We start from the raw sequence: 25427 nt of genomic DNA, 5'->3' as shown, positions 1-25427 counted from the left end.
TGGATGATTGATATGAAAAATACAAAATTAATGCTGGCTTTAGCGGTTTCCGCCACGTTGTTGGCAGGTTGTAAAAATATGCAGGGGATGGACGCCAACGCCCTCGTAAGTTCAGGGATGACGGCCTATAAAGCGGCAACGCTTTCTGACGCTGAAGTCAAAACGCTTTCCGACGATGCCTGTAAGCAAATGGATAGCGAAAATAAAAAGGCCGGTGCTTCAAGTAAGTACACTAAACGCCTGAATAAAATTGCCAAAGCGTTAGGAAATAATATCAATGGAACCCCGGTAAACTATAAGGTTTACATGACATCAGACGTCAACGCCTGGGCAATGGCCAACGGCTGCGTCCGCGTCTATAGCGGCCTGATGGACATGATGACCGATAATGAAGTTGAAGCGGTTCTGGGCCATGAGCTGGGCCACGTAGCGCTGGGACATTCGCGCAAAGCGATGCAAACCGCGTATGCGACTATTGCCGCGCGCGATGCAATTTCATCTACCAGCGAAGCGGCTGCAAGCTTGTCTAAATCGCAGCTGGGCGATATCGCTGAGGGGATGGTTAACTCTGCTTTCTCCCGCTCTCAAGAGTCGGATGCTGATGATTTCTCCTACGATCTGCTGAAAAAGCGCAACATCAGCACTCAGGGGCTGGTGGGAAGCTTCGACAAACTGGCCAGCCTTGACGCCGGCCACAGTAAATCTCTGTTCGATTCACACCCGCCTTCAGCTGAACGCGCGCAGCATATCCGTGACCGTATCGCTGAAGATAAAAAGTAAAACTGCGTTATCTTCCGGGCTGATACTCCATCAGCCCGCTATAATTGCACAATTCTTCCGCATTAGATTTCCACTTATCCGTAATTTAAAAGCAATACTCACTTTCCGTCGTAGAGATGCGTATAATGCGCGGCGTTTATATATTTATGCGCCTTGCTGAAGGAGAAAAAGATGACGGCAACAGTTCCGGTAATCACCATTGATGGGCCTGGCGGTGCGGGCAAAGGCACGTTATGCAAGGCAATGGCAGAAACGCTGGGCTGGCATCTGCTCGATTCTGGGGCGATTTATCGCGTGCTTGCTCTCGCTGCGCTGCATCACCATGTTGATGTGGAATCCGAAGAGGCGCTGGTGCCGCTGGCTGCGCACCTGGATGTTCGTTTTGTCTCCACTGACGGCAGCCTGGAAGTGGTGCTGGAGGGGGAGGACGTCAGCGCTGAAATTCGCACGCAGGATGTTGCCAACACGGCATCTAAAGTGGCTGCCTTTCCGCGCGTGCGTGAAGCGTTGCTGCGTCGTCAGCGGGCCTTCCGCGAATTGCCTGGCCTGATCGCCGACGGGCGCGATATGGGAACCGTCGTATTCCCTGATGCGCCAGTGAAAATTTTCCTTGACGCCTCCGCGGAGGAACGTGCTCATCGCCGCATGCTCCAGTTGCAGGAGAAGGGCTTTAGTGTTAACTTTGATTGCCTTTTATCCGAGATAAAAGAGCGCGACGATCGCGACCGCAATCGTACAGTCGCGCCCCTGATCCCGGCTGTCGATGCTTTAGTTCTTGATTCAACAGAACTAAACATTGAGCAAGTGATTGAAAAAGCGCTACACTATGCGCGCGAAAAACTGGCTTCCGCTTAATCGTCTTATCGATAAAGCACAACAGCCTCCGAATTATAGCAGTACCCCCGCAGCAATGGAGTGTTAGCGGGTATGTTAAACAACCCCATCCGGCATGGAGCCAGGTGGACGTTAAATATGAAACCTGAAGATTAAACATGACTGAATCTTTTGCTCAACTATTTGAAGAATCCTTAAAAACAATCGAAACCCGTCCGGGTTCCATCGTTCGTGGTGTTGTTGTTGCTATCGACAAAGACGTAGTACTGGTTGACGCCGGTCTGAAATCTGAGTCTGCCATTCCGGCAGAGCAGTTCAAAAACGCCCAGGGCGAGCTGGAAATCCAGGTTGGTGACGAAGTTGACGTTGCTCTGGATGCAGTAGAAGACGGCTTCGGTGAAACCCTGCTGTCCCGTGAGAAAGCTAAACGTCACGAAGCTTGGATCACGCTGGAAAAAGCTTACGAAGACGCTGAAACTGTAGTCGGTATTATCAACGGCAAAGTTAAAGGTGGCTTCACTGTTGAGCTGAATGGTATTCGTGCGTTCCTGCCGGGCTCCCTGGTAGACGTTCGTCCGGTGCGCGATACGCTGCACCTGGAAGGCAAAGAGCTTGAATTCAAAGTCATCAAGCTGGACCAGAAACGTAACAACGTTGTTGTTTCTCGTCGTGCCGTTATCGAATCCGAAAACAGCGCAGAGCGCGATCAGCTGCTGGAAAACCTGCAGGAAGGCATGGAAGTTAAAGGTATCGTTAAGAACCTCACTGACTACGGTGCATTCGTTGATCTGGGCGGCGTTGACGGCCTGCTGCACATTACCGATATGGCATGGAAACGCGTTAAGCATCCGAGCGAAATCGTAAACGTTGGCGATGAAATCACTGTTAAAGTGCTGAAGTTCGACCGCGAACGTACTCGTGTATCTCTGGGCCTGAAACAGCTGGGCGAAGATCCGTGGGTAGCTATCGCTAAACGTTATCCGGAAGGTACCAAGCTGACCGGTCGCGTGACCAACCTGACCGACTACGGCTGCTTCGTTGAAATCGAAGAAGGCGTTGAAGGCCTGGTTCACGTTTCCGAAATGGACTGGACCAACAAAAACATCCACCCGTCCAAAGTTGTTAACGTTGGCGATGTAGTGGAAGTTATGGTTCTGGATATCGACGAAGAACGTCGTCGTATCTCTCTGGGCCTGAAGCAGTGCAAAAACAACCCATGGCAGCAGTTCGCGGAAACCCACAACAAGGGCGACCGTGTTGAAGGTAAAATCAAGTCTATCACTGACTTCGGTATCTTCATCGGCCTGGACGGCGGCATCGATGGCCTGGTTCACCTGTCTGACATCTCCTGGAACGTTGCAGGCGAAGAAGCAGTTCGTGAATACAAAAAAGGCGACGAAATCGCAGCAGTTGTTCTGCAGGTTGACGCAGAGCGTGAGCGTATCTCTCTGGGCGTTAAACAGCTCGCAGAAGATCCGTTCAACAACTGGGTTGCACTGAACAAGAAAGGCGCAATCGTAAACGGTAAAGTTACTGCTGTTGACGCTAAAGGCGCAACCGTAGAGCTGGCTGACGGCGTTGAAGGTTACCTGCGCGCTTCTGAAGCTTCCCGTGACCGCGTTGAAGATGCAACTCTGGTTCTGAGCGTTGGCGACGACGTTGAAGCTAAATTCACCGGCGTTGATCGTAAAAACCGCGCAATCAGCCTGTCTGTTCGTGCGAAAGACGAAGCTGATGAGAAAGATGCAATCGCAACTGTTAACAAACAGGAAGATGCAAACTTCTCTAACAACGCAATGGCTGAAGCTTTCAAAGCAGCTAAAGGCGAGTAATCTCAGTCTTTCGGGTTACAACAACCTGAATTATGACGAGTTTACTTGACAGATTGCGGGATTCGTCCTGTAATCAAGCACAAAGGGCGGCTACGGCCGCCCTTGTTTAAGCTGTTAGCTAATTTTGCCTTGAAGGAAACCGGAGGAATAATGACCAAGTCAGAATTGATAGAAAGACTTGCCAGCCAGCAATCTCACATTCCTGCGAAAGCAGTGGAAGATGCTGTTAAAGAAATGCTGGAGCATATGGCCTCAACGCTTGCTCAAGGCGAGCGTATTGAAATCCGCGGTTTCGGCAGCTTCTCTCTGCATTATCGAGCACCTCGCACCGGGCGTAACCCAAAGACTGGCGATAAAGTGGAACTGGAAGGTAAATACGTTCCCCACTTTAAGCCGGGCAAAGAATTACGTGACCGCGCCAATATTTACGAAGAGTAAGTTTCGCCGATTGGCGACAACCTACTTAAACGTTAAAAAAGCACCTTCGGGTGCTTTTTTTATGCCTTTAAATCTCTCTTTGAAGCTACCTCGCAAAACGCAGGTCCTTTTGCACCAGAAAAGTAAATTCTCTGGATAGCGCGATGCAGTTTCTCGCCGTCCTCAGAGACAGCCTTCCTGTTTAGCGTAACACTCCCTCTGACAGGGAGGTGCTCATGCGTTTACCACAACTTGCGGGCTGCGTGATTATCGCAATCCTGCCGCTGCTCTGGTTGCCCATTCTGCCAGGGCGGTGGGTTACCTGGGGGTTAATGGTCCTGGCTCTACTCATTGCGCAATGTCGATGCAGACCTGCGCAATACGCGGCATTGATAACGCTGTTTTTTGTCTGGGGAGTGCTCAGCGCCCGCCAGACGCTATGGCCGACAGAGAGGTTAACGGACAGAAATCTGCGGGTTGAAGTTGAGCTGACAGCAACGGACGGGCAGACAACGCATCAGGGCAAAATTATTCGTTTGGATGGGCGGCGGCTGTTTCCTGCTCCGGGGATTAGCCTCTACGGCAACTATCTGCCAGAAACGCCCTGCGCAGGCCAGGTTTGGGCCATGACGCTGCGGGCGCGTCCGGTCCACGGTCAGCTTAATGATGGTGGGTTTGATAGCCAACGCTACGCATTATCGCAGCATCGTCCGTTAACCGGGCGCTTTATCACGGCTGAAATCCGGGAGCGGAACTGCAGTTTGCGAGCGCGTTATCTGGCTTCGCTGAATCACACGCTGGCCGTGTTTCCATGGCAATCGGTGATGCTAGGGTTAGGCATGGGGGAGCGTCTGGCGATACCGCGCGAGATAAAATCCCTGATGCAGGAAACCGGCATATCGCACCTGATGGCGATTTCTGGCTTACATATCGCGCTGGGGGCTTCTCTGGGCTGGTTGCTGCTCAGGGGCGCGCAATTCTTTCTCCCGTGCCGCTGGCTTGGCTGGCGAGCGCCGCTGCTCGTTGGCCTGGCGAGCGCGATATTTTACGCCGGGCTGACCGGCATGCAGCCGCCCGCGCTGCGCACCTGCGTTGCGCTGGCTGCGGGCTGCGCGCTAAGGCTATCAGGAAAACGCTGGTCGCCATGGCAGCTATGGGTCTGCTGCATTGGCGCAATACTGTTTGCCGATCCGCTGGCGATGTTATCCGAAAGCCTCTGGCTCTCCGCGTTCGCCGTAGCGGCGCTTATTTTTTTGTATCAACTGGCGCCGATGCCGGGCGGCAAAAAGAACTGGCTACTGCGTCAAAGCCTGGCGTTATGCCACCTGCAGATCGGATTGATGTTCCTGCTCGCTCCTCTACAGATTGCTCTGTTTCACGGTATAAGCTTAACGTCGGTGGTCGCCAACTTTATCGCCGTGCCTCTGGTGACCTTTGTCGTCGTCCCGTTGATCCTGGCTGCCATGTTTTTACACCTCTGCGCGCCGTCTATCATTGAGATGGCGGTATGGCAATCAGCGGACAGGATCCTGGCTGCCTTATTCTGGTTATTACGCCAGCTGCCGCCCGGCTGGCTGGGGCTCGACGCTCGCTGGCTTGGGATAAGCATAGTGCCGTGGCTGGCGTTGATCGTCTGGCGATTTCATGCCTGGCGGACGGCGCCCGCATTTTGCTTAACCTGCCTCGTGCTGCTGAGCAGGCCGTTCTGGCGAAGCGCCTCAGTTGACGAATGGCGAGCCACTATGCTGGACGTAGGGCAGGGGCTGGCGGTGGTCATTGAACGTCAGGGCGCAGCGTTTCTCTATGACACCGGGCTTGCCTGGCCTGATGGCGACAGCGGCCAGCAGATTATTATCCCTTGGCTACGCTGGCATCATTTGCAGTTGGAGGGGATCGTTCTCAGCCACGAGCATCTCGATCACCGCGGTGGGCTCAACTCAGTGTTAAAAGCATGGCCGCAGACAGAGGTGCGAAGTCCGTTGGGCTGGGCTGGTCATTTAGCGTGCCGGCGCGGGGAAACCTGGCAGTGGCGAGGCTTAACCTTCCGCGCGCTCTGGCCGCTGCCCGGCGCGACAAAAACGGGAAACAATCGCTCTTGCGTGGTGCGAATTGATGACGGGAAGTACAGTATTCTGCTGACCGGGGATATTGAAACGCCGGCGGAGCTGGCGATGATTAGCCACTACTGGCAGCATCTTGCGTCTACACTTATCCAGGTTCCGCACCACGGCAGTAATACCTCGTCAGGGATAGCCCTGCTGCGGAGCGTTGGCGGCAAGGCGGCGCTTGCTTCCGCTTCCCGCTATAACGCCTGGCGTATGCCATCAACGAAAGTGATTCAGCGCTACCGAAATCAGAGTTATCAATGGTTCGATACGCCGCATCAGGGGCAAATTACGGTTGTTTTTTCCCCGGACGGCTGGCAAATCTATGGCTTAAGGGATCAAGTTTTACCTCGTTGGTATCATCAGTGGTTTGGCGGGAAGGCGTAGAACGGGTAGAATATGCGGCTATTTCAACACAAGCTGGTTTATTGAATGCAGAACGATAAAGATCTTTCCACGTGGCAGACCTTCCGCCGACTCTGGCCGATTATAGCGCCGTTTAAACCCGGGCTAATCGTTGCAGCGGTAGCGTTAGTGCTTAACGCGGCTAGTGATACCTTCATGCTATCGCTTCTTAAACCGTTATTGGATGATGGTTTTGGTAAAACGGATCGCTCCGTGCTGATATGGATGCCGTTGGTGGTGATCGGGTTAATGATTCTGCGCGGCATTACCAGCTACGTTTCAAGCTACTGTATTTCCTGGGTATCCGGCAAAGTCGTGATGACGATGCGCCGTCGTTTATTCAGCCATATGATGGGGATGCCGGTTGCCTTTTTTGACAAACAGTCCACCGGAACGCTTTTATCGCGTATTACCTATGATTCTGAGCAGGTCGCGTCTTCTTCCTCCAGCGCGCTGATTACCGTTGTGCGTGAAGGCGCATCGATTATTGGTCTGTTCGTCATGATGTTCTACTACAGCTGGCAACTGTCGGTCATTCTGATTGTGCTGGCGCCGATTGTGTCTATTGCTATTCGCGTGGTATCGAAGCGTTTTCGTAATATCAGCAAAAATATGCAGAACACCATGGGCCAGGTGACGACTAGCGCAGAGCAGATGCTGAAAGGGCATAAAGAAGTGCTGATGTTTGGCGGTCAGGCCGTCGAAACCAAACGTTTTGATAAAGTCAGCAATAAAATGCGCCTGCAGGGGATGAAAATGGTCTCCGCGTCGTCAATTTCTGACCCGATAATTCAGCTGATCGCCTCTCTGGCACTGGCTTTCGTGCTCTATGCTGCCAGCTTCCCGAGCGTGATGGAGACGCTGACGGCCGGTACTATCACCGTTGTTTTCTCCTCGATGATCGCGCTGATGCGCCCGCTGAAGTCGCTGACTAACGTCAACGCGCAGTTCCAGCGCGGGATGGCCGCTTGTCAGACGCTTTTCGCTATCCTTGACTCCGAGCAGGAGAAAGATGAAGGCACGCGGATTATCGAACGTGCGAAGGGCAACCTCGAATTTAAAAACGTCACCTTCAGATACCCGGGACGTGAAGTCGCCGCGCTGCGCAATATTGACCTGAATATTCCTGAAGGGAAAACCGTGGCGCTGGTAGGGCGCTCGGGTTCGGGTAAATCGACCATCGCCAGCCTGATTACGCGTTTCTACGATGTCGATGATGGGCAGATCTTGCTGGACGGCCACGACCTGCGTGAATACACCCTGAGCTCCCTGCGCGATCAGGTTGCGCTGGTGTCGCAAAATGTTCATCTCTTTAACGATACCGTAGCGAATAACATCGCCTATGCGCGTACCGAAGAGTACAGCCGCGAGCAGATAGAAGAAGCCGCTCGTATGGCTTATGCCATGGACTTTATCAACAAAATGGACAATGGCCTGGATACGATTATCGGTGAAAACGGCGTGATGCTTTCCGGCGGCCAGCGTCAGCGTATCGCAATCGCTCGCGCCCTGCTGCGTAACAGCCCGATCCTGATCCTCGACGAAGCCACATCGGCGCTGGATACCGAATCCGAACGCGCGATTCAGGCCGCGCTGGACGAACTGCAGAAAAACCGCACCTCGCTGGTTATTGCCCACCGTCTGTCGACGATTGAGCAGGCTGATGAGATCGTGGTGGTGGAAGATGGCCAGATCGTTGAACGCGGTAGCCATACCGATCTGCTTGAGCACAAGGGCGTCTACGCTCAGCTGCATAAGATGCAGTTCGGCGCATGATTGCTCGCATCTGGTCCGGCGAGTCGCCATTATGGCGGCTGCTGCTTCCGCTCTCCTGGCTCTATGGCCTGGTGAGCGGGTTGATACGGCTTAGCTATAAACTGGGCTGGCGAAAAGCCTGGCGAGCGCCGGTGCCGGTCGTGGTGGTGGGTAACCTGACCGCAGGCGGCAATGGTAAAACGCCGGTTGTCGTCTGGCTGGTGGAACAGCTCCAGCTGAACGGTATTCGCGTTGGCGTCGTTTCTCGCGGCTACGGCGGTAAAGCGGCGAGCTATCCGCTGCTGCTTAATCCGAATACCCGCACCGGGGAAGCGGGGGATGAGCCGGTACTGATTTACCAGCGTACCGGCGCGCCGGTTGCCGTCTCGCCGGTACGCAGCGATGCGGTACAGGCCCTGCTCGCCGCTCACGATCTTCAGCTTATCGTCACTGATGATGGCCTACAGCACTATAAGCTGGCACGCGACAAAGAAATTGTGGTGATTGACGGCGTGCGCCGTTTTGGCAATGGCTGGTGGCTGCCTGCCGGCCCCATGCGAGAGCGCGCTTCGCGGTTACGCAGCGTGGATGCGGTTATCGTTAACGGCGGTCTCGCCCGTCAGGGAGAGATCCCGATGCAGCTTCGCCCCGGGCAGGCGGTAAATCTGCTGACCGGTGAACGCCGGGATGCGGCGGCATTGGGCAACGTGGTGGCGATGGCCGGAATCGGCCACCCGCCGCGCTTCTTCGCCACTCTTGAAAGCTGCGGCGTCAGGCCGGTAAAAACCGTCGCCTTAGCCGATCATCAGGCATTGGCGCCGAGCGCAGTTGCCGCTCTGGCGACGCTGCAGCAAAACCTGCTGATGACCGAAAAAGATGCGGTGAAGTGCCGCGAGTTTGCTCAGGCAAACTGGTGGTATCTCCCGGTCGACGCGATAATGACTGATGAACGCGCGCAGCGGTTGCTCACTGATTTAATTACGCTGGCGCAACGCTGATTTTGACCATCACCGCTTGCGCCGGAACCCTTAACGGAGAAGCTGCATGCCGGTATTGTCCCTCTCGCTCAAAGAAGCCCGCCATCTCCACCTTGCCGCACAGGGGCTGCTAAAAAAGCCCCGTCGCCGCGCAAAGCCCGGGGATATTCTGCAGACCATTAAGCAGATGTCCCTGCTGCAAATCGATACCATCAACGTTGTTGCGCGCAGTCCTTATCTGGTGCTGTTCAGCCGCCTCGGCCACTATCCGCAGCGCTGGCTGGACGAGGCGCTCCGCGCCGGTGAGCTGATGGAGTATTGGGCGCACGAAGCCTGCTTTTTACCGCGCAGCGACTTTTCGCTGGTGCGTCACCGCATGCTGACGCCCGATAAAATGGGCTGGAAATATCACCAGGCATGGATGACCGAGCACGCCGAGGGCATTCAGGAGTTGCTGGCCTATATTGCCGAAAATGGCCCGGTTCGCTCGGCCGACTTCGAGCATCCTCGCAAAGGCGCCAGCGGATGGTGGGAGTGGAAGCCGCATAAGCGCCATCTCGAAGGCTTATTCACCGCCGGTGAAGTGATGGTTATCGAGCGGCGTAATTTTCAGCGCGTTTACGATTTGACGCATCGGGTCATGCCTAACTGGGACGATGCGCGAGACGGGCTATCTCAGGAGCAGGCCGAAGCCATTATGTTACGCAATAGCGCTCGTAGCCTGGGGATTTTTCGCGCGCAGTGGCTGGCGGATTATTATCGTCTGCGTCAGCCCTCGCTACCGCTGCTGCTGGCGAGTTGGCAGGACGAGGGTCTGGTGGTGCCGGTTAACGTTGAGACGCTGGGCGAAATGTGGCTCCACCGTGATGCCCTGACGCTGCTGGAGTCCTCTCCCGCCGGTAGGCTCGCCGCAAGCCACAGCGCCGTGCTTTCGCCTTTCGATCCGGTTGTATGGGATCGCAAACGAGCTGAACAGCTGTTTAGCTTTACCTATCGGCTGGAGTGCTATACCCCCGCGCCGAAACGGCAGTATGGCTATTTCGTATTACCGCTGCTGCACCAGGGAAGACTGGTTGGCAGAATGGATAGCAAAATGCACCGCAAAACCGGCGTTCTAGAAATTATCGCCCTGTGGCTGGAGGAGGGGGTAAAGGTAACGTCCGGGCTGGAGAAAGGGCTTAAACGTGCAATCGATGATTTTGCCCTCTGGCAGGACGCCACGCGAGTGTCCTGCGGACGGCTACCTCCGGCGCTTTTTGCCGGCCTGCAACAGGGTTGGGAAATTGACGCCGCCTGAGCCCACGTGTGGTATGCTGCTGAAGAATCTATTCGGTCCATCTGGAGGAATCATGGATCACCGTTTACTTGAAATTATCGCCTGTCCGGTTTGTAACGGTAAGCTGTATTACAGCCAGGATAAGCAAGAACTGATCTGCAAACTTGATCGCCTGGCTTTTCCGCTGCGTGAAGGCATTCCCGTACTGCTGGAAACCGAAGCCCGCCCGCTTCCTGTAGAAGAGAGCCAGTCATGAGTTTCGTGGTTATTATCCCCGCGCGCTTTGCTTCTACCCGCCTGCCAGGGAAACCGCTCCAGGATATCAACGGCAAGCCGATGATTGTCCATGTTCTGGAACGCGCTCGCGAATCCGGGGCCGAGCGGATTATCGTTGCTACCGACCATCCAGACGTGGCACGCGCGGTGGAAGCCGCCGGTGGCGAAGTCTGCATGACGCGTGAAGATCATCAGTCCGGTACCGAACGCCTTGCCGAGGTGGTCGAAAAATGCGCCTTCAGCGATGATACCATCATCGTTAACATTCAGGGCGACGAGCCGATGATCCCGCCAGCTATCGTGCGTCAGGTAGCCGAAAATCTGGCGGCAAGTACGAGCGGTATGGCGACCTTAGCGGTGCCAATCCACGATGCGGAAGAAGCGTTTAATCCGAATGCGGTGAAGGTCGTGATGGATGCTGAGGGCTATGCGCTCTACTTCTCACGCGCCACCATTCCGTGGGATCGCGACCGTTTCGCCAAATCCCGCGAGACTATCGGTGATTCGCTGCTGCGTCATATCGGTATTTATGGCTATCGCGCCGGATTTATCCGCCGCTATGTGAGCTGGACGCCGAGCCCGCTGGAGCAAATAGAGATGCTCGAGCAGCTGCGCGTGCTGTGGTACGGCGAAAAAATCCATGTCGCGGTGGCGAAAGTGGTTCCCGGTACAGGTGTCGATACACCGGAAGATCTGGAGCGCGTTCGCGCGGAGCTGCGTTAATCCCCCCCATCCCCTCCGCGAGGAGGGGATATCCCCAGGCCGTTATTCCATACTTTTTTACGTCAATTTTGATCTCACCCGATGACAACCCCTGCGCAGGCGCTCATTATGAAACCGGTAGTTTTCATAGGGGTAATCAGAAATGGAACAGTTGCGTACCGAGCTGAGCCACCTGCTGGGTGAAAAACTAAGCCGCGTGGAGTGCGTCAGCGAGAAACCCTCGTCGGCGCTGTGGTCGCTATATGATGCACAGGGAAACCCAATGCCGCTGCTGGCGCGCAGCTTTACGACGCCGGGGATAGCGCGGCAGCTGGCGTGGAAAATATCGACCCTCGCGCGAAGCGGCACCGTGCGTATGCCGGTTGTCTACGGCGTAATGACGCATGAAGAGCATCCCGGCCCCGATGTTCTGCTGATCGAACGGCTGCGCGGCGTCTCGGTTGAAGCCCCCGCACGTACGCCAGAGCGCTGGGAGCAGCTGCAGGAGCAGATCGTTGAAGCGCTGCTGGCCTGGCACCGCCAGGACAGCGGCGGCTGCGTCGGGATGGTCGATAGTACTCAGGAAAACCTCTGGCCGTACTGGTATCGCCAGCGTGTGGAGGTGCTATGGAGCACGCTGAATCTTTATCAGGATACCGGCCTGACGATGCAGGATAAACGCATTCTGTTCCGCACCCGCGAATGCCTTATGGATTTGTTTAAAGATTTCAATGATAACTGCGTGCTGGTACACGGTAGCTTCACGCTGCGCAGCATGCTTAAAGATCCGCGCAGCGATCAGCTGCTGGCGATGGTAGGGCCGGGCATGATGCTCTGGGCGCCGCGGGAATATGAGCTATTCCGTCTGGCCGATAGCGGTCAGGAAGAGGAGCTGCTGTGGCACTATCTCCGGCGGGCGCCGGTGGCGGAAGCGTTTCTCTGGCGGCGCTGGCTGTATCTGCTGTGGGACGAAGTGGATAATCTGGTGAATACCGGGCGCTTTGACCGCACCCGGTTTGATCTGGCGGCAAAATCAATCCTGCCCTGGATCGCCTGAGGATCCTTTCAGCCATTGCCAGATACGGCCTAACGCTTCGTAACCCACCCGATCGCTATGCATGAGCCAAACGGGCGAAGGGATTGCCCGTTCCCATGGGTTGAGCGGTGACTCAATCGCCAGCTGGTTAGCCGGTGCGGGCAGGGGGGTTAGCCCGGCGCGGCGAAAGAAAATCATCGCCCGTGGCAGATGCGAAGCGGAGGTAACCAGCAGGAACGGCGCATCGCCTATCGCCTCCTTCACCACGGCGGCTTCTTCTTCGGTATCTTTGGGTTTATCCAGAACGATGATTTCGCTGCGCGGTATCCCCAGGCTCTCGGCAACTCTGGCCCCGGCTTCCGCCGTGCTGACCGGATTCGTTTTTGCCGCGGCGCCGGTAAAAATGAGTTTCGAGCCCGGGTTTTCATACCACAGGCGGATTCCTTCCGTCAGCCGTGGCAGACTGTTGTTGATGAGATTTGAGCTGGGGGCCCAGCTCGGGTTCCAGGTGTAGCCGCCGCCAAGCACGACGACATACTGCACGCGCTTTTCATCTCTCCACGTCGGGTATTTATCTTCAATCGGCTTTAGCAGGCTATCGGCTACGGGTTGCAGGCTCAACAGCAGTAACAGTAGCCAGCCGAGGCTGACGCAGAGCTTGCCGGTGCGCTGGAAACGGCTAAACCACAGAAGCGCAATCCCGAGTGCAATCAGCAACAGCAGCAGGGGAAGCGGCAGCAGCATACCGCCTAAAACCTTTTTCAGCGTAAAAAGCATGCCGTACGGTTCCTTTTTTAACCATCTAACCAAAGATATACCCGGATCTTACAACAGATCGCTTCATTCTCCGCGCGGGTATGACAAAATAGCGGCTTTGTGTTGGCGTGTGGAGTCACCCGTGCAGGATCGTAATTTCGATGATATTGCTGAAAAGTTTTCGCGCAATATATATGGCACCACCAAAGGCCAGCTGCGGCAGGCGATCCTCTGGCAGGATCTGCAACCGCTGCTGAAGCAACTGGGACCAGGGCCATTGCGAGTTCTTGACGCGGGCGGCGGCGAAGGGCAGACGGCGATCAAAGTGGCGGAAATGGGCCATCACGTCACGTTATGCGATCTTTCCGGTGAAATGGTGGCTCGCGCCAAGCAAGCGGCTGCCGATAAAGGTGTGATCGACAACATGCATTTTGTACAATGCGCGGCTCAGGATATTGAGCAGCATTTGGAAAGTCCGGTCGATCTGATACTGTTTCATGCGGTGCTGGAATGGGTAGCCGAACCTCAGGCGATGTTGCGTACGCTGTGGGCGATGCTACGTCCCGGCGGCGCGTTGTCGCTGATGTTCTACAATGCTAACGGTCTGTTGATGCACAATATGGTCGCCGGAAATCTCGACTATGTGCAAATCGGCATGCCGAAAAAGAAAAAACGCACGCTGTCGCCGGACTATCCGCGCGATCCGCAGCAGGTTTACGGCTGGCTGGAAGAGATTGGCTGGCAGATTACCGGTAAGACAGGCGTACGGGTGTTTCATGATTATCTGCGTGAAAAACACCAACAGCACGACAAATTTGCGGCGCTGCTGGAGCTGGAAACGCGCTACTGTCGCCAGGAGCCGTATATTAGCTTAGGCCGTTATATTCACGTCACCGCGCTTAAGCCGCAGATGCAAGGATAAACTATGAGTGAATTTTCCCAGACAGTCCCCGAACTGGTTGCCTGGGCCAGGAAAAATGATTTTTCTATTTCGCTACCGGTCGACAGACTCTCTTTTCTGCTGGCGATCGCCACGCTAAACGGCGAGCGGATGGAAGGGGAAATGACCGAGGGAGAACTGGTGGACGCGTTCCGCCACGTGAGTGATGCGTTTGAGCAGACCAGCGAAACCATCAGCCAGCGCGCCAATAATGCCATAAACGATATGGTGCGCCAGCGTCTGCTGAACCGCTTTACCAGCGAAATCACCGAGGGTAATGCTATTTATCGCCTGACGCCGCTGGGCATCGGGATCACCGACTACTATATTCGCCAGCGCGAGTTCTCCACCCTGCGCCTGTCGATGCAGCTCTCCATCGTTGCCGGCGAACTCAAGCGCGCCGCCGATTCGGCAGAAGAGGGCGGCGATGAATTCCACTGGCATCGCAACGTTTTCGCCCCGCTGAAGTACTCGGTAGCGGAAATTTTTGACAGCATCGACCTGACTCAGCGGATCATGGATGAGCAGCAGCAGATGGTGAAAGATGATATTGCTCAACTGCTGAACAAGGACTGGCGGGCGGCGATCTCCAGCTGTGAGCTGTTGTTGTCGGAAACGTCCGGTACCCTGCGCGAACTGCAGGATACCCTGGACGCGGCGGGCGATAAGCTGCAGGCAAACCTGCTGCGTATCCAGGACTCGACCATAGCGCGCGACGATCTGAATTTTATCGATCGTCTGGTGTTCGATCTGCAAAGCAAGCTGGACCGCATCGTCAGCTGGGGCCAGCAGGCGATTGACCTGTGGATCGGCTACGATCGCCACGTGCATAAATTTATCCGCACCGCCATCGATATGGATAAAAACCGCGTCTTCGCGCAGCGTCTGCGTCAGTCGGTGCAAACCTACTTCGACGCTCCATGGGCGCTCACCCATGCGAATGCCGATCGTCTGCTTGATATGCGCGATGAAGAGATGGCGCTGCATGATGAAGAGGTTACCGGGGAACTTCCGGCGGATTTGGAGTACGAAGAGTTTAATGAAATTCGCGAACAGCTGGCGGCGCTGATTGAAGGACAGCTGGTGGTCTATAAAGAGAAGGGACTACCGCTGGATCTTGGCCTGGTCGTTCGCGAATATCTGTCGCAATATCCGCGCGCACGCCACTTTGATGTCGCGCGCATTGTGGTCGACCAGGCGGTACGTTTGGGCGTAGCGCAAGCAGATTTCACCGGACTGCCGGCAAAATGGCAGCCGATTAATGATTACGGAGCCAAGGTACAGGCGCATGTCATCGACAAATATTGAACAAGTGATGCCGGTTAAACTGGCGCAAGCGTTGGCTAATCCGTTATTTCCGGCGCTGGATAGCGCCCTGCGCGCGGGCCGCCATATCGGCCTCGACGAGCTGGATAATCACGCATTTTTAATGGATTTTCAGGATTACCTGGAAGAATTTTATGCTCGCTACAACGTCGAGCTGATTCGCGCCCCGGAAGGATTTTTCTATCTGCGTCCGCGGTCGACCACGCTGATCCCGCGCTCGGTGCTCTCCGAGCTGGATATGATGGTGGGTAAAATTCTCTGCTATCTCTACCTCAGCCCGGAGCGCCTGGCGAATGAAGGCATCTTCACCCAGCAAGAGCTTTACGACGAGCTGCTGACTCTGGCGGACGAAGCCAAGCTGCTGAAGCTGGTCAATAACCGTTCGACCGGCTCCGACCTTGACCGCCAGAAGTTGCAGGAAAAAATGCGCGCTTCGCTCAACCGCCTGCGCCGCCTTGGCATGGTGTGGTTTATGGGCCACGACAGCAGCAAATTCCGCATTACCGAATCGGTGTTTCGCTTTGGTGCCGACGTGCGCGCCGGTGACGATCCGCGCGAAGCCCAACTGCGTATGATCCGCGACGGTGAAGCGATGGCGCTGGAAAATCGCCTGCAGCTCAATGATGAGAATGAAGAGAATCAGCCGGATAGCGGGGAGGAAGAGTAATGATTGAACGCGGTAAATTTCGCTCGCTAACGCTGGTTAACTGGAACGGTTTTTTTGCCCGGACTTTTGATCTTGATGAATTAGTGACCACGCTTTCCGGTGGTAACGGGGCCGGTAAATCCACGACCATGGCCGCCTTCGTCACCGCACTGATCCCAGACCTGACGCTGCTGCACTTCCGTAACACCACGGAAGCAGGTGCCACCAGCGGCTCGCGCGATAAAGGCCTGCACGGTAAGCTGCGCGCTGGCGTCTGCTACTCGGTGCTGGACGTGATCAACTCCCGCCACCAGCGCGTGGTGGTCGGCGTTCGCCTACAGCAGGTGGCCGGTCGCGATCGTAAAGTCGATATCAAGCCGTTTGCGATCCAGGGCCTGCCAACCTCCATCCAGCCAACCCAGCTGCTGACCGAAACCCTTAACGAGCGCCAGGCGCGCGTGGTGACGCTCAACGAGCTGAAAGATAAGCTTGAAGCGATGGAAGGGGTGCAGTTCAAGCAGTTTAACTCTATTACCGAATATCACTCGCTGATGTTCGACCTCGGCGTGGTGGCCCGTCGCCTGCGTTCGGCTTCGGACCGTAGCAAATACTATCGCCTGATCGAAGCCTCGCTGTACGGCGGTATTTCGAGCACCATCACCCGCTCGCTGCGCGACTACCTGTTGCCGGAAAACAGCGGTGTGCGTAAGGCATTCCAGGATATGGAAGCGGCGCTGCGTGAAAACCGCATGACGCTGGAAGCCATCCGCGTGACGCAGTCGGACCGCGATCTCTTCAAGCATCTGATCAGCGAAGCCACCAACTACGTTGCCGCCGACTATATGCGTCACGCCAATGAACGACGCATTCATCTCGACAAGGCGCTGGAATATCGCCGGGATCTGTTCACCTCCCGCGCTCAGCTCGCGGCGGAACAGTATAAGCACGTCGATATGGCCCGCGAACTGCAGGAACATAACGGCGCGGAAGGCGATCTGGAAGCCGATTACCAGGCCGCCAGCGACCACCTGAACCTGGTACAGACCGCGCTGCGCCAGCAGGAAAAAATCGAGCGCTATGAAGCGGATCTTGATGAACTGCAGATTCGCCTCGAAGAGCAAAATGAAGTCGTCGCGGAAGCGGTTGACCTACAGGAAGAGAACGAAGCCCGCGCCGAAGCCGCCGAGCTGGAAGTGGATGAGCTGAAAAACCAGCTTGCCGACTATCAGCAGGCGCTGGATGTGCAGCAGACTCGCGCGATTCAGTACACCCAGGCGCTGCAGGCACTGGAGCGGGCAAAAGCCCTCTGCCATCTGCCGGATTTAACGCCGGAAAGCGCCGACGAGTGGCTGGAAACGTTCCAGGCGAAAGAGCAGGAAGCGACGGAAAAAATGCTGTCGCTGGAACAGAAAATGAGCGTGGCGCAAACCGCGCACAGCCAGTTTGAGCAGGCATACCAGTTGGTGGCTGAGATCAACGGCCCGCTGGCGCGTAATGAAGCCTGGAACGTGGCGCGCGAACTGCTGCGCGAGGGCGTTAATCAACGCCATCAGGCTGAACAGGCTCACGGACTCCGCAGCCGCCTGACCGAGCTCGAACAGCGCCTGCGTGAACAGCAGGAGGCCGAACGCCAGCTCAATGAGTTCTGTAAGCGGCAGGGCAAACGCTACGATATCGACGAGCTGGAAGCCCTGCACCAGGAACTGGAAGCCCGCATCGCGTCGCTTTCCGACAGCGTCTCCTCCGCCAGCGAACGGCGGATGACCCTACGCCAGGAGCTGGAACAGCTGCAGTCGCGGACGCAAACGCTGATGCGTCGCGCGCCCATCTGGCTGGCGGCGCAGAACAGCCTTAACCAGCTGTGCGAGCAGAGCGGCGAGCAGTTTGAGTCCAGCCAGGAAGTCACCGAATATCTCCAGCAGCTGCTGGAGCGTGAACGCGAAGCTATCGTAGAGCGCGATGAAGTCGGCGCCCGCAAGCGCGCTATCGATGATGAAATTGAGCGTCTTAGCCAGCCGGGCGGTGCGGAAGATCAGCGCCTGAACGCGCTGGCGGAACGTTTTGGCGGCGTACTGTTGTCGGAAATCTACGATGACGTGAGTCTCGATGATGCGCCGTATTATTCTGCGCTCTACGGTCCTTCCCGCCACGCCATTGTGGTACCGGATCTGTCGCTGATTGCCGATCAGCTGGAAGGTCTCGAAGATTGCCCTGAAGATCTCTACCTGATCGAAGGCGATCCGCAGTCGTTTGATGACAGCGTATTCAGCGTCGATGAGCTGGAAAAGGCGGTGGTTGTCAAGATTGCCGATCGCCAGTGGCGCTATTCACGTTTCCCAACGCTGCCGCTGTTTGGTCGTGCCGCCCGCGAAAGCCGCGTTGAAACGCTGCACGCCGAGCGCGAAAGTTTGTCCGAGCGCTTTGCGACGCTGTCGTTTGATGTTCAGAAAACTCAGCGCCTCCACCAGGCCTTCAGCCGCTTTATCGGTAACCATCTGGCGGTGGCCTTTGAGGATGACCCGGAAGAAGAAATCCGCAAACTGAATACGCGTCGCGGCGAACTGGAGCGGGCGCTAACCGCCCATGAGAGCGATAACCAGCAGAACCGGGCGCAGTATGAGCAGGCTAAAGAGGGCGTATCCGCACTCAATCGCCTGCTGCCGCGTCTGAATCTGCTGGCCGATGACTCGCTGGCCGATCGCGTGGATGAGATCCAGGAACGCCTTGACGAAGCTCAGGAAGCCGCTCGCTTCGTGCAGCAGCATGGGAATCAACTGGCAAAGCTGGAGCCGATCGTTTCCGTTCTTCAAAGCGACCCGGAGCAGTTTGAACAGCTGAAAGAAGATTACGCATATTCGCAGCAGACCCAGCGCGACGCGCGTCAGCAGGCGTTTGCGCTGACCGAAGTGGTGCAGCGTCGCGCCCACTTTAGCTACTCTGATTCCGCAGAGATGCTTAGCGGTAATAGCGATCTGAATGAGAAACTGCGCCATCGCCTGGAGCAGGCGGAAGCGGAACGCGCCCGTACCCGCGACGCGCTGCGTACCCACGCCGCGCAGCTTAATCAGTACCATCAGGTGCTGGCATCGCTGAAAAGCTCGTATGACACCAAAAAAGAGCTGCTCAACGACCTGCATAAAGAGCTTAAGGATATTGGCGTACGCGCCGATGCCGGAGCCGAAGAGCGCGCCCGCCTGCGCCGCGATGAGCTCCACGCTCAGCTCAGCAACAACCGCGCGCGCCGCAATCAGCTCGAAAAAGCATTGACCTTCTGCGAAGCGGAAATGGATAACCTGACCCGCAGGCTCCGCAAGCTGGAGCGCGATTACTGCGAAATGCGCGAACAGGTGGTCAGCGCCAAAGCGGGCTGGTGCGCGGTCATGCGCCTGGTAAAAGACAACGGCGTGGAGCGTCGCCTGCATCGTCGCGAGCTGGCTTACCTGTCTGCAGATGAGCTGCGCTCAATGTCGGATAAGGCGCTTGGCGCGCTTCGTCTGGCGGTCTCGGATAACGAACATCTGCGCGATGTGCTGCGTATTTCTGAAGATCCGAAACGCCCGGAGCGTAAAATCCAGTTCTTTGTCGCCGTTTATCAGCATCTGCGCGAGCGTATTCGCCAGGATATCATTCGCACCGACGATCCGGTGGAAGCGATTGAGCAGATGGAGATCGAACTTAGCCGTCTGACGGAAGAGCTGACCAACCGCGAGCAGAAGCTGGCTATCAGCTCCCGCAGCGTGGCCAATATTATCCGCAAGACTATCCAGCGCGAGCAAAACCGTATTCGCATGCTCAACCAGGGGCTGCAGAGCGTCTCCTTCGGCCAGGTTAACAGCGTGCGTCTAAACGTCAACGTGCGGGAAACCCACTCGATGCTGCTGGACGTGCTGTCTGAACAGCATGAACAGCATCAGGATCTGTTCAACAGCAATCGTCTGACCTTCTCGGAAGCGCTGGCAAAGCTGTATCAGCGCCTGAATCCACAAATTGATATGGGGCAGCGTACGCCGCAGACCATCGGTGAAGAGCTGCTGGACTACCGCAACTATCTGGAGATGGAAGTGGAAGTTAACCGTGGTTCCGACGGCTGGCTGCGCGCGGAATCCGGTGCGCTATCGACCGGTGAGGCTATCGGTACCGGGATGTCGATTCTGGTAATGGTGGTACAGAGCTGGGAAGATGAATCCATGCGCCTGCGCGGTAAGGACATTTCGCCGTGTCGTCTGCTGTTCCTTGATGAAGCGGCGCGTCTGGATGCCCGCTCTATTGCGACGCTGTTCGAGCTCTGCGATCGTCTGGAAATGCAGTTAATTATCGCGGCGCCGGAAAATATCAGTCCGGAAAAAGGCACCACCTATAAACTTGTGCGTAAAGTCGTGAATAACCACGAGCACGTACACGTGGTGGGACTGCGTGGCTTTGCGCCGCAGCTTCCCGAAACGCTGCCGGGAACGGCAAACGCTTCGTAAGAGGGGCGCTAAGTAGCCAAAGGGCGACACGATGTCGCCCTTTTTGTTATCCGTTACTGTATTTTAGGATTGTATAATCTTTTAACTTCTTTACATTTGGGAAGGCAAAAGCGTTTTCGTCTTCATATACTGAAAGTAAGCCCCAATTTAGCGGGCAGCAATGTGTTAACAGGGGGCAAGGGATGTTGCTAAAGAAACGGTATGGTCGTCAATTGTCTGCGCTCAGTTTGAGCCTGGCTTTTGCATTTGCTCCACTGTTCAATGTCCAGGCCGAAGAGCCTGAAGTTGTACCATCGGATAGCGCTGCAACCATCAGCGAGCTCTCTTCCGCGTTGAGCCAAAGCGCGAACCAATCTGCGACGGTCGCCAAAATGGTCGGCGAGCAGGCGCTTCCTGCCGAGGCGGCGGCAAAAAGCCGTGCCGATATTCAGGCGGTGCTGCCGTCCGGTTATCAACCCGTATTTATGAATCCGCTGGTATCGCTGTATGCGGCCAGGGATATGAAACCGATGTGGGATAACCGCGAGGCAGTGCAGGCGTTTCAACAGCAGCTGGCTGAAGTGGCTATCGCCGGGTTCCAGCCGCAGTTCACCACCTGGGTTGAGCTGTTGACCGACCCGGCAGTGAATGGTCTGGCGCGGGATGTTGTTCTTTCTGACGCCATGATGGGCTATCTGCATTTTATTAGCGGTATTCCGACTCAGGGCAACCGCTGGCTGTACGGCACAAAACCGTATGCGATGTCGACGCCGCCTCTGTCGGTCATTAACCAGTGGCAGGTGGCGCTGGATAACGGTTCGCTGCCGCAGTTTATTGCCGGGCTCGCCCCGCAGCATCCGCAGTATGCCGCAATGCATCAGGCGCTATTAGCGCAGGTTGCCGATTCCCGTCCATGGCCGCAGCTTACCAGCAAGACGTCGCTGCGCCCGGGCGAATGGAGCAATGATGCCGGCGCGCTGCGCGAAATTTTACAGCGCACCGGTATGCTGGATGAATCGGCAAAGATTGCTTTGCCGGGCGATGAGGCAGTGAGCCCATCTGCCGGGAAAAAGGCCAAAAGTAGCGGCCGCGGCGTTTACGATCGCCAGTTAGTCGAGGGCGTTAAGCGCTTCCAGGCCTGGCAGGGGCTGGGCGCTGACGGCGTGATTGGTCAGGCGACCCGCGACTGGCTCAACGTTTCTCCCGCGCAGCGTGCCGGCGTACTGGCATTGAATATTCAGCGTTTGCGACTGCTGCCGGGTAATCTGGCGACCGGCATCATGGTGAATATTCCCGCCTTTTCGCTGGTCTATTACCAGGACGGCAGTCAGGTGCTGGCATCACGGGTTATCGTTGGTCGTCCGGACCGCAAAACGCCGATGATGAGCAGCGCTCTGAACAATGTCGTGGTCAACCCACCGTGGAACGTGCCGCCGACGCTGGCGAGAAACGATATTCTACCTAAGGTGCGCAATAACCCTGGCTACCTTGAGCAGCACGGTTATACGATGATGCGCGGCTGGAATAGCAAAGAGACAATCGATCCTTATCAGGTCGATTGGGAAACGATAACCGCGTCGAATCTGCCGTTCCGCTTCCAGCAGGCTCCCGGGGCGCGCAATTCGCTGGGGCGCTATAAATTCAATATGCCAAGCTCGGACGCGATCTATTTGCACGATACGCCAAATCACAATCTGTTCCAGAAGGACGGGCGCGCGTTGAGCTCCGGATGCGTACGCGTCAATAAAGCCTCTGAACTGGCGAATATGCTGCTGCAAGATGCTGGCTGGAATGACGCGCGTATTTCAGATGCGCTTAAACAGGGCAACACCCGCTACGTTAATATTCGCCAGAATATCCCGGTTAATCTCTATTATTTGACTGCGTTTGTCGGCGCTGATGGACGTACACAATATCGAACAGATATTTACAATTACGATCTCACCGCGCGATCCAGCGCACAAATTCTACCTAAAGCTGAACAATTAATCAGATAAATGAAGTAGTTCAACGGATTTGGTTGTCCTACCTGTGTGTGAAAACGGGCCTTGCACGCTGCAAGGCCCGAGTTTACTGGGGTTAGGCTACCTTGACGTTGGCAATAATGCCCGGTAAGGTGCCTTTCGTGCGCCAGAAGTGCATATACATATAATCCTGCAAAGGCGCTGTGGCAGTAAGCAGCCCATTCTCTATAGCTGATATTTATTAGCCGTAGGGGGCGCGCGCTGGCGGCCAACGGGCGGATTGCGGGAAAAGTATATTACGATTCATTTACCTGTAGACCTGATTATCATGGACAAATTTGACGCTAATCGCCGCAAACTGCTGGCGTTAGGTGGAGCCGCGCTCGGTGCTGCTGCCATTCTGCCTGCGCCGGCATTTGCCACCCTCTCGACCCCCCGACCGCGTATTTTGACGCTGAACAACCTGCATACTGGTGAATCACTCAAGGCGGAGTTTTTCGATGGCAGAGGCTATATTCAGGATGAATTAGCAAGACTTAATCATTTTTTCCGTGACTATCGCGCGAATAAGATTAAATCCATCGATCCCGGTTTGTTCGATCAACTCTATCGTTTGCAGGGATTACTTGGCACCAACAAGCCTGTCCAGCTTATTTCCGGTTATCGTTCTGTTGATACCAATAATGAGCTTCGTGCCCGCAGCCGAGGGGTGGCGAAACACAGCTACCACACTAAAGGCCAGGCTATGGATTTCCATATTGAAGGCATTTCGTTAAGCAATGTTCGCAAAGCGGCGTTATCTATGCGCACAGGTGGTGTAGGATACTACCCACGTAGCAACTTTGTGCATATTGATACCGGGCCAGTACGGCACTGGTAACGAAAGGAGCCTCATGAACTATCGTATTATTCCGGTTACCGCGTTCGCGCAGAACTGTTCTTTAATCTGGTGCGAACAAACCAAACTGGCGGCGCTGGTCGATCCCGGCGGTGATGCTGAGCGAATCAAACAGGAAGTCGCGGCGGCAGGTGTTAGCCTGATGCAGATTCTGCTCACGCACGGTCATCTCGATCACGTTGGTGCGGCGGCAGAGCTGGCACAACATTATGGCGTGCCGATTATTGGGCCGGAAAAAGAAGATGAGTTCTGGCTGGAAGGATTACCGGCACAGAGCCGGATGTTCGGTCTGGAAGATTGCCAGCCGCTGCAGCCGGATCGCTGGCTGAACGAAGGCGATACGGTCAGCGTGGGGAATATTTCCCTGCAGGTGCTGCACTGCCCAGGCCATACGCCGGGGCACGTGGTCTTCTTCGATCCTGCTTGCCGATTGTTGATTTCTGGCGATGTGATTTTTAAAGGCGGAGTAGGGCGTAGCGACTTCCCTCGCGGCGACCATAATCAACTGATCGATGCGATTAAACGCAAGCTGTTGCCGCTGGGCGATGACGTGTCGTTTATTCCGGGTCATGGACCGATGTCGACCCTTGGCTATGAGCGTCTGCATAACCCTTTCCTGCAGGATGAAATGCCGGTCTGGTGACCGGAGTCAGAATGTAAAAAAGGCCGCAAATGCGGCCTTTTGTTTGCCCTGCGCTGAGGTTACAGCACGGCGACAATCGCTTCGCACAGCGGCGCCATGTTGTCAGGCGTCATACCGGCGACGTTTATACGTCCGGACGCCACCGCGTAAATCCCGAACTCTTCACGCAGACGCAGCACCTGATCTTTTGTCAGACCGCTGAACGAGAACATCCCGTTTTGCTGAATGATGAAAGAGAAATCGCGGCTGGCGCCTTTTTCCTGCAGAGTATTAACGAACAGCAGGCGCATACGCTGGATGCGTTGACGCATGTCGGTCAACTCTTGTTCCCAGATAGCGCGCAGCGCGTCATTGCTGAGAATCGTCGCCACTACCGAGGCGCCGTGAGCCGGCGGGTTAGAGTAGTTAGCGCGAATGACGGACTTCATCTGGCTGAACGCGCGGTCTACCGTTTCCTGGTCCGCGGCAACCAGCGTGCAGGCGCCTACGCGCTCGTTGTACAGGCCAAAGTTCTTCGAGTAGGAGCTGGAAACCAGCAGCTCTTTATGCAGCGCAGCAAAAGCGCGCAGGCCTTCCGCGTCTTCTTCCAGACCGCGGGCAAAGCCCTGATAAGCGAAGTCAAACAGCGGCAGCCAGCCTTTTTCTACCGACAGCTGCGCCAGCTGTTGCCACTGCTCAAGCGTCGGATCGATACCGGTAGGGTTGTGGCAGCAACCGTGGAACAGTACCACGTCGCCGGCCTGGGCTTCGTTCAGGCTGGCCAGAAGACCGTCGAAGTCGAGTTTGTGGTTAGCGGCGTCGTAATAGGTATATTCGCGTACTTCCAGGCCGGCTGAATTGAATACACTTTTATGGTTCGGCCAGGATGGGTTGCTCACCCAAATACGTTTTGTATCGGTGTTCTTCGCCAGGAAATCGGCAGCGACGCGCAGGCCGCCTGTACCGCCCGGCGTTTGAGCGGTGCGGGCGCGTTTATCATTGATAATTGCGCTTCCTTTCCCAAACAGAAGCTCCTGGGTGCAGCGGCCAAATTCGGGGATACCATCAATGCTCAGGTAATTCTTAGTGGTTTCATTTTCCAGCAGATACTGCTCTGCTTTTTTCACGCTAGTCAGGACCGGTGTTTTACCCGTTTCATCTTTATAAACACCAATTCCAAGATTAATTTTTGTTGGGCGGTCATCGGCACGAAATAGATCGGCGAGGCCCAGAATTGGGTCGGCAGGGGCGGCGGTAATGTTCTCAAACATGACGAGGTTCCATTGTGATTACTGAAGGGAAATCCGCTATCAGGTTAACGGGAGTTATGTTAATTGCCAACCGTTTGCGACAAAAAGCGAGAAGGTTTTTGAAAGTTACGATCTTCCTCTCAGGAACGCAGAAAAGCAGGACCGAAGTCCTGCTTTTTAGG

Annotated in this window: 20 protein-coding genes; 18 read left to right on the top strand and 2 right to left on the bottom strand. The window is 55.6% G+C overall.

Features of this window, described 5'->3' with window-relative positions; all coding sequences use genetic code 11:
- Window positions 1-12: 12 nt before the first annotated feature.
- From EGY08_RS05420 to EGY08_RS05370, 11 genes are all read left to right on the top strand, one after another.
- Entirely contained in the window at window positions 13-780 is a 768-nt protein-coding gene (locus EGY08_RS05420) for a M48 family metallopeptidase (RefSeq protein ID WP_004130944.1), read from the top strand.
- A 171-nt stretch (window positions 781-951) separates the two neighbouring features.
- On the top strand, window positions 952-1635 hold the full coding sequence (gene cmk / locus EGY08_RS05415; RefSeq protein ID WP_123828302.1) for a (d)CMP kinase: 684 nt from the start codon (window positions 952-954) through the stop codon (window positions 1633-1635).
- 137 nt (window positions 1636-1772) lie between these two features.
- On the top strand, window positions 1773-3446 hold the full coding sequence (gene rpsA, locus EGY08_RS05410) for a 30S ribosomal protein S1 (RefSeq protein WP_004100702.1): 1674 nt from the start codon (window positions 1773-1775) through the stop codon (window positions 3444-3446).
- Between the two features lie 150 nt (window positions 3447-3596).
- Window positions 3597-3884, top strand: coding sequence for an integration host factor subunit beta (ihfB, locus tag EGY08_RS05405; RefSeq protein WP_004100704.1), 288 nt, complete (start codon window positions 3597-3599; stop codon window positions 3882-3884).
- 215 nt (window positions 3885-4099) lie between these two features.
- Window positions 4100-6355 (top strand): ComEC family protein, encoded by a 2256-nt coding sequence (locus tag EGY08_RS05400; RefSeq protein ID WP_004130948.1) that lies wholly within the window; start codon window positions 4100-4102, stop codon window positions 6353-6355.
- Window positions 6356-6400: 45 nt separating this feature from the next.
- Entirely contained in the window at window positions 6401-8149 is a 1749-nt protein-coding gene (gene msbA, locus EGY08_RS05395) for a lipid A ABC transporter ATP-binding protein/permease MsbA (protein ID WP_004130949.1), read from the top strand.
- Window positions 8146-9126: a tetraacyldisaccharide 4'-kinase gene (gene lpxK / locus EGY08_RS05390; protein WP_123828301.1), complete on the top strand. Its 981-nt coding sequence runs from the start codon at window positions 8146-8148 to the stop codon at window positions 9124-9126. The genes msbA and lpxK overlap by 4 nt, the downstream gene beginning before the upstream one ends.
- Before the next feature lie 46 nt (window positions 9127-9172).
- Window positions 9173-10402, top strand: coding sequence for a winged helix-turn-helix domain-containing protein (locus tag EGY08_RS05385; RefSeq protein WP_087830102.1), 1230 nt, complete (start codon window positions 9173-9175; stop codon window positions 10400-10402).
- 52 nt (window positions 10403-10454) lie between these two features.
- Window positions 10455-10637, top strand: a complete 183-nt coding sequence (ycaR, locus tag EGY08_RS05380) for a protein YcaR (RefSeq protein ID WP_004130952.1) — start codon at window positions 10455-10457, stop codon at window positions 10635-10637.
- A complete protein-coding gene (gene kdsB, locus EGY08_RS05375) occupies window positions 10634-11380 on the top strand; it encodes a 3-deoxy-manno-octulosonate cytidylyltransferase (protein ID WP_004130953.1) in 747 nt (248 codons plus the stop codon). The genes ycaR and kdsB overlap by 4 nt, the downstream gene beginning before the upstream one ends.
- A 142-nt stretch (window positions 11381-11522) precedes the next feature.
- Window positions 11523-12416 carry a YcbJ family phosphotransferase gene (locus EGY08_RS05370; protein ID WP_004130954.1) on the top strand — a complete coding sequence of 298 codons (894 nt, stop codon included), beginning with the start codon at window positions 11523-11525 and terminating at the stop codon, window positions 12414-12416.
- On the opposite strand, the gene elyC is transcribed toward EGY08_RS05370, so the two are convergent.
- Window positions 12393-13172 (bottom strand): envelope biogenesis factor ElyC, encoded by a 780-nt coding sequence (elyC, locus tag EGY08_RS05365; RefSeq protein WP_049113078.1) that lies wholly within the window; start codon window positions 13170-13172, stop codon window positions 12393-12395. The two genes, EGY08_RS05370 and elyC, sit on opposite strands and share 24 nt — an antisense overlap.
- 121 nt (window positions 13173-13293) lie before the next feature.
- Between elyC and cmoM the strand changes: the two genes are divergently transcribed.
- The 7 genes from cmoM to EGY08_RS05330 all read left to right on the top strand — a co-directional run bounded on the left by cmoM (window position 13294) and on the right by EGY08_RS05330 (window position 24016).
- Window positions 13294-14073 (top strand): tRNA uridine 5-oxyacetic acid(34) methyltransferase CmoM, encoded by a 780-nt coding sequence (cmoM, locus tag EGY08_RS05360; protein WP_123828300.1) that lies wholly within the window; start codon window positions 13294-13296, stop codon window positions 14071-14073.
- Window positions 14074-14076: 3 nt separating this feature from the next.
- On the top strand, window positions 14077-15399 hold the full coding sequence (gene mukF / locus EGY08_RS05355; RefSeq protein ID WP_004130959.1) for a chromosome partition protein MukF: 1323 nt from the start codon (window positions 14077-14079) through the stop codon (window positions 15397-15399).
- Complete coding sequence (mukE, locus tag EGY08_RS05350) at window positions 15380-16084, top strand: chromosome partition protein MukE (protein ID WP_004100725.1); 705 nt, start codon at window positions 15380-15382, stop codon at window positions 16082-16084. Before mukF ends, mukE begins: the two co-directional genes overlap by 20 nt.
- On the top strand, window positions 16084-20532 hold the full coding sequence (gene mukB, locus EGY08_RS05345; RefSeq protein ID WP_087830109.1) for a chromosome partition protein MukB: 4449 nt from the start codon (window positions 16084-16086) through the stop codon (window positions 20530-20532). Before mukE ends, mukB begins: the two co-directional genes overlap by 1 nt.
- Window positions 20533-20714: 182 nt before the next feature.
- Window positions 20715-22508 (top strand): L,D-transpeptidase, encoded by a 1794-nt coding sequence (gene ldtD / locus EGY08_RS05340; RefSeq protein ID WP_123828299.1) that lies wholly within the window; start codon window positions 20715-20717, stop codon window positions 22506-22508.
- 295 nt (window positions 22509-22803) lie between these two features.
- On the top strand, window positions 22804-23355 hold the full coding sequence (locus EGY08_RS05335; protein ID WP_004130967.1) for a YcbK family protein: 552 nt from the start codon (window positions 22804-22806) through the stop codon (window positions 23353-23355).
- A 13-nt stretch (window positions 23356-23368) separates the two neighbouring features.
- Window positions 23369-24016, top strand: coding sequence for an MBL fold metallo-hydrolase (locus tag EGY08_RS05330; protein WP_112165336.1), 648 nt, complete (start codon window positions 23369-23371; stop codon window positions 24014-24016).
- A 59-nt stretch (window positions 24017-24075) separates the two neighbouring features.
- Here EGY08_RS05330 and EGY08_RS05325 read toward each other — a convergent pair whose 3' ends face one another.
- Window positions 24076-25266, bottom strand: a complete 1191-nt coding sequence (locus EGY08_RS05325) for an amino acid aminotransferase (RefSeq protein WP_004130971.1) — start codon at window positions 25264-25266, stop codon at window positions 24076-24078.
- Window positions 25267-25427 lie beyond the last annotated feature (161 nt).

The organism is Klebsiella sp. FDAARGOS_511 (genome assembly GCF_003812845.1).
In the GTDB taxonomy this organism is placed as follows: Bacteria; Pseudomonadota; Gammaproteobacteria; order Enterobacterales; family Enterobacteriaceae; genus Klebsiella; species Klebsiella grimontii.
Note: the sequence above shows the minus strand (reverse complement) of the source record. Positions and strands in the feature narration are given on the sequence as shown.

Excerpts from the sequence above, each read along its gene's own strand:
- mukB (WP_087830109.1), top strand. The coding sequence starts at position 16,084 with ATGATTGAACGCGGTAAATTTCGCTCGCTAACGCTGGTTAACTGGAAC.
- EGY08_RS05400 (WP_004130948.1), top strand. The coding sequence starts at position 4,100 with ATGCGTTTACCACAACTTGCGGGCTGCGTGATTATCGCAATCCTGCCG.
- EGY08_RS05335 (WP_004130967.1), top strand. The coding sequence starts at position 22,804 with ATGGACAAATTTGACGCTAATCGCCGCAAACTGCTGGCGTTAGGTGGA.
- EGY08_RS05385 (WP_087830102.1), top strand. The coding sequence starts at position 9,173 with ATGCCGGTATTGTCCCTCTCGCTCAAAGAAGCCCGCCATCTCCACCTT.
- EGY08_RS05325 (WP_004130971.1), bottom strand. The coding sequence starts at position 25,266 with ATGTTTGAGAACATTACCGCCGCCCCTGCCGACCCAATTCTGGGCCTC.
- lpxK (WP_123828301.1), top strand. The coding sequence starts at position 8,146 with ATGATTGCTCGCATCTGGTCCGGCGAGTCGCCATTATGGCGGCTGCTG.
- EGY08_RS05420 (WP_004130944.1), top strand. The coding sequence starts at position 13 with ATGAAAAATACAAAATTAATGCTGGCTTTAGCGGTTTCCGCCACGTTG.
- cmk (WP_123828302.1), top strand. The coding sequence starts at position 952 with ATGACGGCAACAGTTCCGGTAATCACCATTGATGGGCCTGGCGGTGCG.
- ldtD (WP_123828299.1), top strand. The coding sequence starts at position 20,715 with ATGTTGCTAAAGAAACGGTATGGTCGTCAATTGTCTGCGCTCAGTTTG.
- mukE (WP_004100725.1), top strand. The coding sequence starts at position 15,380 with ATGTCATCGACAAATATTGAACAAGTGATGCCGGTTAAACTGGCGCAA.
- rpsA (WP_004100702.1), top strand. The coding sequence starts at position 1,773 with ATGACTGAATCTTTTGCTCAACTATTTGAAGAATCCTTAAAAACAATC.
- kdsB (WP_004130953.1), top strand. The coding sequence starts at position 10,634 with ATGAGTTTCGTGGTTATTATCCCCGCGCGCTTTGCTTCTACCCGCCTG.
- msbA (WP_004130949.1), top strand. The coding sequence starts at position 6,401 with ATGCAGAACGATAAAGATCTTTCCACGTGGCAGACCTTCCGCCGACTC.
- EGY08_RS05330 (WP_112165336.1), top strand. The coding sequence starts at position 23,369 with ATGAACTATCGTATTATTCCGGTTACCGCGTTCGCGCAGAACTGTTCT.
- elyC (WP_049113078.1), bottom strand. The coding sequence starts at position 13,172 with ATGCTTTTTACGCTGAAAAAGGTTTTAGGCGGTATGCTGCTGCCGCTT.
- EGY08_RS05370 (WP_004130954.1), top strand. The coding sequence starts at position 11,523 with ATGGAACAGTTGCGTACCGAGCTGAGCCACCTGCTGGGTGAAAAACTA.
- ycaR (WP_004130952.1), top strand. The coding sequence starts at position 10,455 with ATGGATCACCGTTTACTTGAAATTATCGCCTGTCCGGTTTGTAACGGT.
- mukF (WP_004130959.1), top strand. The coding sequence starts at position 14,077 with ATGAGTGAATTTTCCCAGACAGTCCCCGAACTGGTTGCCTGGGCCAGG.
- ihfB (WP_004100704.1), top strand. The coding sequence starts at position 3,597 with ATGACCAAGTCAGAATTGATAGAAAGACTTGCCAGCCAGCAATCTCAC.